The sequence below is a fragment of the Mesorhizobium sp. P3_A9 genome, assembly GCF_056402975.1.
On record NZ_JBFUGJ010000322.1, the window covers coordinates 1 to 6,657 of the forward strand.

Below are 6,657 nucleotides of genomic sequence, written 5' to 3' on the forward strand. Positions count from 1 at the left end.
CGAAACGGTAGCTGGCGCCCTCTGGCGGATGTCGCCGTCAGGCAGCCATGACGCCATGCGTGCCATCGATCCCGCCAGCGTTAACCCACGCTTTGGTTGGCAGTGGAAAGGTCCCATTGGGGATCGACCCTGCCCAATCCGGCAACGACGCGGTCGCGGCCGTCCGCTTTTGCCTGGTAAAGCGAACGATCCGCGGCGTTGACGATTTCGGCCCATGACGCGCCGAGTTCCGGGAAGGCGGACACGCCGAATGAGGCCGTGATGGTCCCGAGCGTGCGGCCACGATGCGCCAGATGCAGCTGCTTGATCGCCTTGCGCAGCGCTTCGGCGCGCTCGGCGGCATCGGCGAGCGACGTCCCCGGCATCATCAGGGCGAATTCCTCGCCGCCGTAGCGTGACACCACATCACTATCCCTGGCGTGGTCGAGCAGCGTGGCGGCGACCTGCTTGAGCACGAGATCGCCGGCTTCATGGCCGAACGTGTCGTTGAACTGCTTGAAATGATCGACATCGAGCATGATCATCGCCAGGGGCTGTTCGGCACGCTCCATGCGCCTCAGTTCGCGACTGCTTGTTTCCTCGAGATAGCGGCGGTTGTAGAGCCCGGTGTTCGGATCACGGATCGATTGTTGGCGCAGGGTTTCGCGCAGGCGCAGGTTGGCCAGTGCCAGGGCCAGAGTGTCGACGACGCCGCGCAGGATCTGCTGCCGCTCGGYCAGCCAGTCCGGTCTGTCGGCGGCGTCTGGTTCGCACAGATGCACGATGCCAAGCGTCTCCCCCTGCGCCGCCAGAGGCATGCAGACATAACCGCGGCCGCCATTCTCGGTGATGTGGKTGCAGCGCGGCGTCAGCATGCCCGGGCCGGCAACATGCTCCTGGCCGCGCCGCAGCGCCCAGCAATCTTCCGGCGCAAACTGGCCAACGCTCGAACGCACAGTGCCCCAATGCGCCATCTCCTCGACCAGATTGCGCGAGGCGCTGGTCARATGCACGGTTCCGCTCAAKCCGCCGARGAAMTCKGKCATGGCMGWRCCGACSACKGAAAAGGCYTCSKGGAAGGTSACGCAGGCCTGMAGCAGCTCGCCRAGYTTGACCAGGCGGGTCGTTGCCTGGGACGTCTCCTTCAGTTCGCGGTTCAGTGTCGCCAGTTCCTCTGCGCGATCGTTGACCGCCCGCTCGGCGCTGCGCAACTCGCTGATGTCGCTCAACGTCAGCACGATCCCGCCATCGGAGCGATTGAGCGGATTGCAGCTCGCAACCACCGGCAGGTACGATCCGTCCGGCTTTGCCAGCCGTACCTCGGCCTGATGCCGGCGACCCGTGGTCAGCGCCAGTTCGATCGGCGATGTTGCCTGCGCCAGCCTGTCTCCCGACAGTCCCCTTATGTCGAGAACCTCAGGCCAATCCTGCCCTTCGATCTTGTCGTTGCGCCGACCGACGATCTCGGCGGCCGCCGGGTTGGCCGAGACGATCCGGCCAYTGCCGTCGATGACGACAATGCCCTCGGCGACGGTGCGGACAATATCCTCGATATAGACCTTTTGCTCGACGAGCTGCCCACGCGAGGATTCGAGTTCGGACGCCATGCTGTCGAAGCCTCGCGCCAACTGGCCGAACTCGTCATTGGAGGTCAGGCCGATCCGCGCCCCGGCGTCGCCGCGCGTCAGCGATTCGATGCCACGGTTGAGGCCGGAAAGACCGGCGCCAAAGCCGCGCAGCAACAGGAAAGCCGAGAGCGCGGAGATCAGCACGGCGGCCGCGGTGCACAGACCGACAAGCCAGAGCATGCTGTTGGTGCGCTGTTGGGCGGCGTGCAGCAGCGGCGTGTACTCGAACAGCACTGCGCCGACCGTCTTGCCGGGAGCATCCTTGATCGGCACCACAACCAGGTTGATCGGCTCAGTCACGTCGCCGCTGTCTTCGATGAAGTCGCGCGGCGTGCCGTCCTCGATCGTCCGGCCGACTTCGTTGGCGCGATCGTGATCGAACGTCGTGCCGACATTTTGGTCCTCGCCCGGGATGTCGGCCAGGATGGTTTTGTTGTGATCGACGACAACGAGGTCGCGTTTCGACCCGTTGTGTTGCGCGGTCACGAATTCACGCAGCGCATCGGACCTCTCAAACAAGGAACGCGGCGCATCGGAAGCCTTGAAGGCAATCGCTTCGGCCAATTGGCGTCCAACGCTTGTCGCCTCAGCCAATGCGGCGGATCTGGTCAGCGACATCTGGGAGACTATTGCAATGCCGCCCACCAAGCCGATCAAGGCTGCGGCGCTCAACAAAGTGGCGATAATCTGGGTCTTGATCCGCACCAAGCCATCCCATTCCAGGAAAGGCAATGTACATGCCGATTCCCCGTCACGGGTCAGAAAACCGTCAACCTCGTAAATTTGATGTTAAGAAGGCCCACCGCCAACCCCCTGCGGATATGACGCGCGTTGGCTTCATGAGCACCGCTCCGTGTCGGCAGGCGAAAAAAGCTGCCTTGACTTTCCCGCCCCCACGCCCGACTTCCTAGCGCTCTGAAGCAAGTCCAGGAAAAGTGTGAAACGGTTTTCCCACAGGACTTGCGACAAATCTAACGAGCTCTAGGAGACCAATCGATGCCAGAGCCCCGACGATCGACGATCGATGCCGGAGAAGTGGAACGCTTTTCCGCCCTTGCCGCCGAATGGTGGAACCCGAACGGCAAGTTTCGTCCGCTGCATAAATTCAATCCGGTCCGGCTTTCCTATATCCGCGATCAGATAGCGGCGCGCTTCGGCCGTGATCCGCGCGCAGCGCGGCCGTTCGAGGGCCTGCGCATCCTCGATATCGGCTGCGGCGGCGGCCTGTTGTGCGAGCCGATGGCGCGGCTTGGCGCCGAGGTGGTCGGAGCGGATGCCTCCGAAACAAACATCGAAGTCGCGAAACTGCATGCGGCCGAAGGCAATGTGAGCGTCGACTACCGCGCCACGACGGCCGAGGACCTKGCCGACGCCGGYGAGACATTCGACGTCATCCTCAACATGGAAGTGGTCGAGCATGTCGCCGACATCGACCTGTTCGTCGCCAAATGCGGSCAGATGGTCCGCCCCGGCGGCATCATGTTCGTCGCCACCATCAACCGCACGCTGAAGGCGCTGGGCCTGGCCATCATCGGTGCCGAATATGTGCTGCGCTGGCTGCCGCGCGGCACCCACCAGTTCGGCAAGCTGGTGYGCCCGGAAGAACTGGAAAAGGCGCTCGCCGGCGCCGGCCTGACGATCGTCGACCGCACAGGCGTCACCTACAATCCGCTTGCCGACCGCTGGGCGCGGTCGAAGGACATGGACGTCAACTACATGGTGCTGGCGGAAAAAGGCTCGGTCTGACCTGCTTACGCTTTCTGGTTTTGCGCCCTGGTGGTGATGAAGACGCCGATTGTGATGATGATGGCGCCGACCCAGGTCAGCAGCTGATAGTGTTCGCCAAGGAAGATCGTGCCGGCAAACAGCCCGACCGCGGCCGCCACATAGCCGATCTGGCTGAGATAGACCGGTCCGCCGACCGCCTGCAGCCGGAAGAAGAAGGCGAACATCGCCGACGCGGATGCGACCTGCGCGACAACGATAAGCGGCACGCCGCCGAGCGGCGCGAATGCCTTGACCCCGAACAAAGCGAGAATGCCGGCCAGCAGCAGCGTTGCCGATGCCAGATGGCTACCGACGGCAAGCTCGATCGGCCCGGTGCCTTCCGGCCAGTCGACGGTGCGGTAGATGTTGCCGGCGGCAAGGCTGACCGGAATCAGCAGCCCCATCACCACCCAGAACAGATCGGCCGGCTGGCCGGCCTCGCCGCGCGYCACCGCCACCATGACGGCGCCGACGAAGCCGACGGCGATGCCGATAATGCCCAGCATGTTGGGACGCCGCACACGCAGCAGGATCGAGAACACCAGCGTGATGACAGGCGAAAGCGTGAACATGATGCCGGTATAGCCGGCGCCAAGGTGCGGAATGGCCGAGAACATCAGGAGATTGGGGGCGGCATAGGACACGGCGGCCGTGACGAAGAAATAGCGTAATTTTTGCGGGGTGAGCCGGATGCGCTCGCCGCGCGCCAGAAGCACGCACAAAAGCACGCCGCCGGCGCCGAGCGAGATGACGAAGGCCCAGACCATGGCCGGCACACCGGCCGCCGTGGCGAGCTTGCCGAAGGGCAGCGTCAGGCCGAGCAGGCCGCCGGTGACGACCAGCAGGCCGAGCGCCGATTCCCAGAGAAATTTCATCGGATTGTCCCGTCACTCAATTGCGAATTTGGCACTTGCGGCTTGGCCGGTTCTGCTTCTTGAGGTAAGATAACGCAAGGATTCTTAACGTCAAGATATTTAATGGTGAGACAGTGGACAGAGCAGCGCGAGCGATCGAGCAGTGGAAACGGGAGCGGCCGGATCTTGATGTCTCGCCGATGGGCGTGCTCGGGCGACTGAACGAGGCGTCCTCGCTGATTGCCCGCGACCGCCTCGCCCCGCTGTTTGCACGTTTCGGACTGCAAGCCGGCGAGTTTGACGTGCTGGCAACGCTGCGTCGCTCAGGCTCCCCTTACGCGCTGACGCCGACCGCCCTCTACGAGGCGACGATGGTGACATCGGGCGCCATGACCAACCGGCTCGACCGGCTGGAAAAGGCCGGATTGACCCTGCGTGGCCCGCACCCCAACGACCGGCGTGGCATTGTCGTGCAGCTTACCGAAAAAGGCCTCGCCTTGATCGATGAGGCCCTGACCGCTCATGTCGCCAACGAACACGAGATACTCGCTGGCCTGACACCGGCGGAACGGGAAACGCTCTCTCGTCTGCTTGAGAAATTGATCGGCAGCGTGAGCTGATCGCTCAGTTCCGGTCATCCGGGAAAACCGGGATCGGCATGAAGTCGACGCCGTCGTCGGCAAGCCCCTTGGCCTCTTCCAGCGTCGCCTCGCCATAGATGCCGCGCGCGTCGCTCTCGCCGAAATGGATCTTGCGCGCTTCCTCGGCGAATTTGTCGCCGACATAGTCGGCATTCTCACGCACCTTCTCGGCCATCGCCTTCAGCTGCGCCAGGGCCTGCTTCTGCGCCTCGCCCATGGCCAGCGCGATTGTTTCCTGCTTACGCGCCGTCGAAACGGCGGGCGCCATCAGGGCCTTCTCCACCTTGTGCGAACCGCAGCTCGGGCAATCGACGAAGCCGCGCTTCTTCTGCGTCTCGAAATCGTCATTGCTGCGAAACCAGCCCTCGAACTCGTGCTCGTGCTCGCAGATCAGGGCAAAGCGGATCAAGAGGCCGCACCCCTGAGACGCGGCGCTTCCACTCCACCGGCATTGATGGTGAAATCCCGCGCATTCTTCAAATTGGGRATCTTCTTGCGCGCCGCAAGCGACTGCGCCGGGTCGATCTCGGCGACGATCACGGCGGGCTCGTCATGCGCGGCTTCGGCGATGATGCGACCCCAGGGATCGACGATCAGCGAATGGCCAAAAGTCTCGCGGCCGTCCTCGTGCAGGCCGCCYTGCGCKGCGGCGACGACAAAGGCGCCGTTCTCGATGGCACGCGCTCTCAGCAGTACATGCCAGTGCGCCTCGCCGGTCTGGCGGGTGAAGGCGGCGGGCACGGTCAAAACATCGGCCCCTGCCAGCGCCTCGGCGCGGAACAGTTGCGGAAACCGCAGATCGTAGCAGACCGCAAAGCCGAGCCTGGCGCCCGCAACATCGGTCACGACAGCCTCGGTGCCGGGTTCGTAGGCGGCGGATTCGCGCCAGCTCTCGCCATTGTCGAGATCGACGTCGAACATGTGGATCTTGTCATAGGTGGCGAGCACAGCACCGTCCGGACCAAACAGCAGCGCCCGGTTGGCGAGCTTGCCGTCGGCGCGCAGGATGGCGGTCGAGCCGATATGCAGGAACACGCCGAGTTCGCGCGCCAATCTGCGCGCGGTCGCGACGATGATGTCCTTGTCTTCGGAGGTGAASGAGGCCGCACGCGCTTCCTTGTCGCGGATCAGCGCKCCGGTCATTTCCGGYGTCTGGATGTAGGTCGCGCCCTGGGCCGCCGCTTCACGCACCAGCCGTTCGAGATCGACCGCATTGCGCTCGGGGCTCGCGCCTGAACGCATCTGGACCGCCGCAGCCTTGAAAACACCCATCATCACACCCTCAAATCGTCGCGCCGTTGGCGAGCAGTCTGTCCAGCCGGCCTTCGGCCTCCAACTCGTGGAGGTCGTCGCAGCCGCCGACATGCGTGTCGCCGATGAAAATCTGCGGAAAGGTCGTACGCCCGTCCGCCTTGGAAATCATYTCCTGGCGCAGTTCCGGCGARAASGAAGCGTCGTGCTCGGTAAAGGCGACGCCCTTGCGCTCCAGCAGCCGCTTGGCCGCCGTGCAGTAACCGCACATCATGCGCGTATAGATCGTGACATCGACCATGACGAATTTCCGCTTTCGTTGCCGACTTATATAGTCGCGGACTCGTCCGCCCGGAAGTCCCCCGGCAACACACGCGCAAAGGTCAGCACGTCGACGGCGGCAGCACCTCCCCTTTTAAGCGCCTTGGTGGCCGCGCGTACGGTGGCGCCAGTGGTGTAGACATCGTCGATCAGAAGCACCCTGCGGCCGGCGATCTCGATTTCCGCCTCGGCCGGCACGCGAAAGGCGGCCCGCAC

8 protein-coding genes are annotated in these 6,657 nt (G+C 63.9%); 2 read left to right on the forward strand and 6 right to left on the reverse strand.

All coding sequences use genetic code 11. The features are described from left to right. Positions 1–80: 80 nt before the first annotated feature. Positions 81–2,312: a diguanylate cyclase gene (locus AC1DX0_RS28490; protein ID WP_477357729.1), complete on the reverse strand. Its 2,232-nt coding sequence runs from the start codon at positions 2,310–2,312 to the stop codon at positions 81–83. 291 nt (positions 2,313–2,603) lie between these two features. Between AC1DX0_RS28490 and ubiG the strand changes: the two genes are divergently transcribed. Next, a complete protein-coding gene (gene ubiG / locus AC1DX0_RS28495) occupies positions 2,604–3,353 on the forward strand; it encodes a bifunctional 2-polyprenyl-6-hydroxyphenol methylase/3-demethylubiquinol 3-O-methyltransferase UbiG (protein WP_477357732.1) in 750 nt (249 codons plus the stop codon). A gap of 5 nt (positions 3,354–3,358) precedes the next feature. On the opposite strand, the gene AC1DX0_RS28500 is transcribed toward ubiG, so the two are convergent. Then, positions 3,359–4,249 (reverse strand): DMT family transporter, encoded by an 891-nt coding sequence (locus AC1DX0_RS28500; protein WP_477357735.1) that lies wholly within the window; start codon positions 4,247–4,249, stop codon positions 3,359–3,361. 113 nt (positions 4,250–4,362) lie between these two features. On the opposite strand from AC1DX0_RS28500, the gene AC1DX0_RS28505 reads away from it, so the two are divergent. Further along, positions 4,363–4,848: a MarR family winged helix-turn-helix transcriptional regulator gene (locus AC1DX0_RS28505; protein ID WP_477224565.1), complete on the forward strand. Its 486-nt coding sequence runs from the start codon at positions 4,363–4,365 to the stop codon at positions 4,846–4,848. Between the two features lie 4 nt (positions 4,849–4,852). Here AC1DX0_RS28505 and AC1DX0_RS28510 read toward each other — a convergent pair whose 3' ends face one another. From AC1DX0_RS28510 to AC1DX0_RS28525, 4 genes are all read right to left on the reverse strand, one after another. Continuing rightward, positions 4,853–5,278, reverse strand: a complete 426-nt coding sequence (locus tag AC1DX0_RS28510; RefSeq protein ID WP_477224566.1) for a DUF1178 family protein — start codon at positions 5,276–5,278, stop codon at positions 4,853–4,855. After that, positions 5,275–6,141 carry a carbon-nitrogen hydrolase family protein gene (locus AC1DX0_RS28515; protein ID WP_477224580.1) on the reverse strand — a complete coding sequence of 289 codons (867 nt, stop codon included), beginning with the start codon at positions 6,139–6,141 and terminating at the stop codon, positions 5,275–5,277. Before AC1DX0_RS28515 ends, AC1DX0_RS28510 begins: the two co-directional genes overlap by 4 nt. Before the next feature lie 10 nt (positions 6,142–6,151). Next, a complete protein-coding gene (gene grxC, locus AC1DX0_RS28520; protein ID WP_477224567.1) occupies positions 6,152–6,421 on the reverse strand; it encodes a glutaredoxin 3 in 270 nt (89 codons plus the stop codon). 26 nt (positions 6,422–6,447) lie between these two features. After that, positions 6,448–6,657 (reverse strand): ComF family protein (locus AC1DX0_RS28525; protein ID WP_477357738.1); only part of this gene is annotated, 210 nt, incomplete at its 5' end.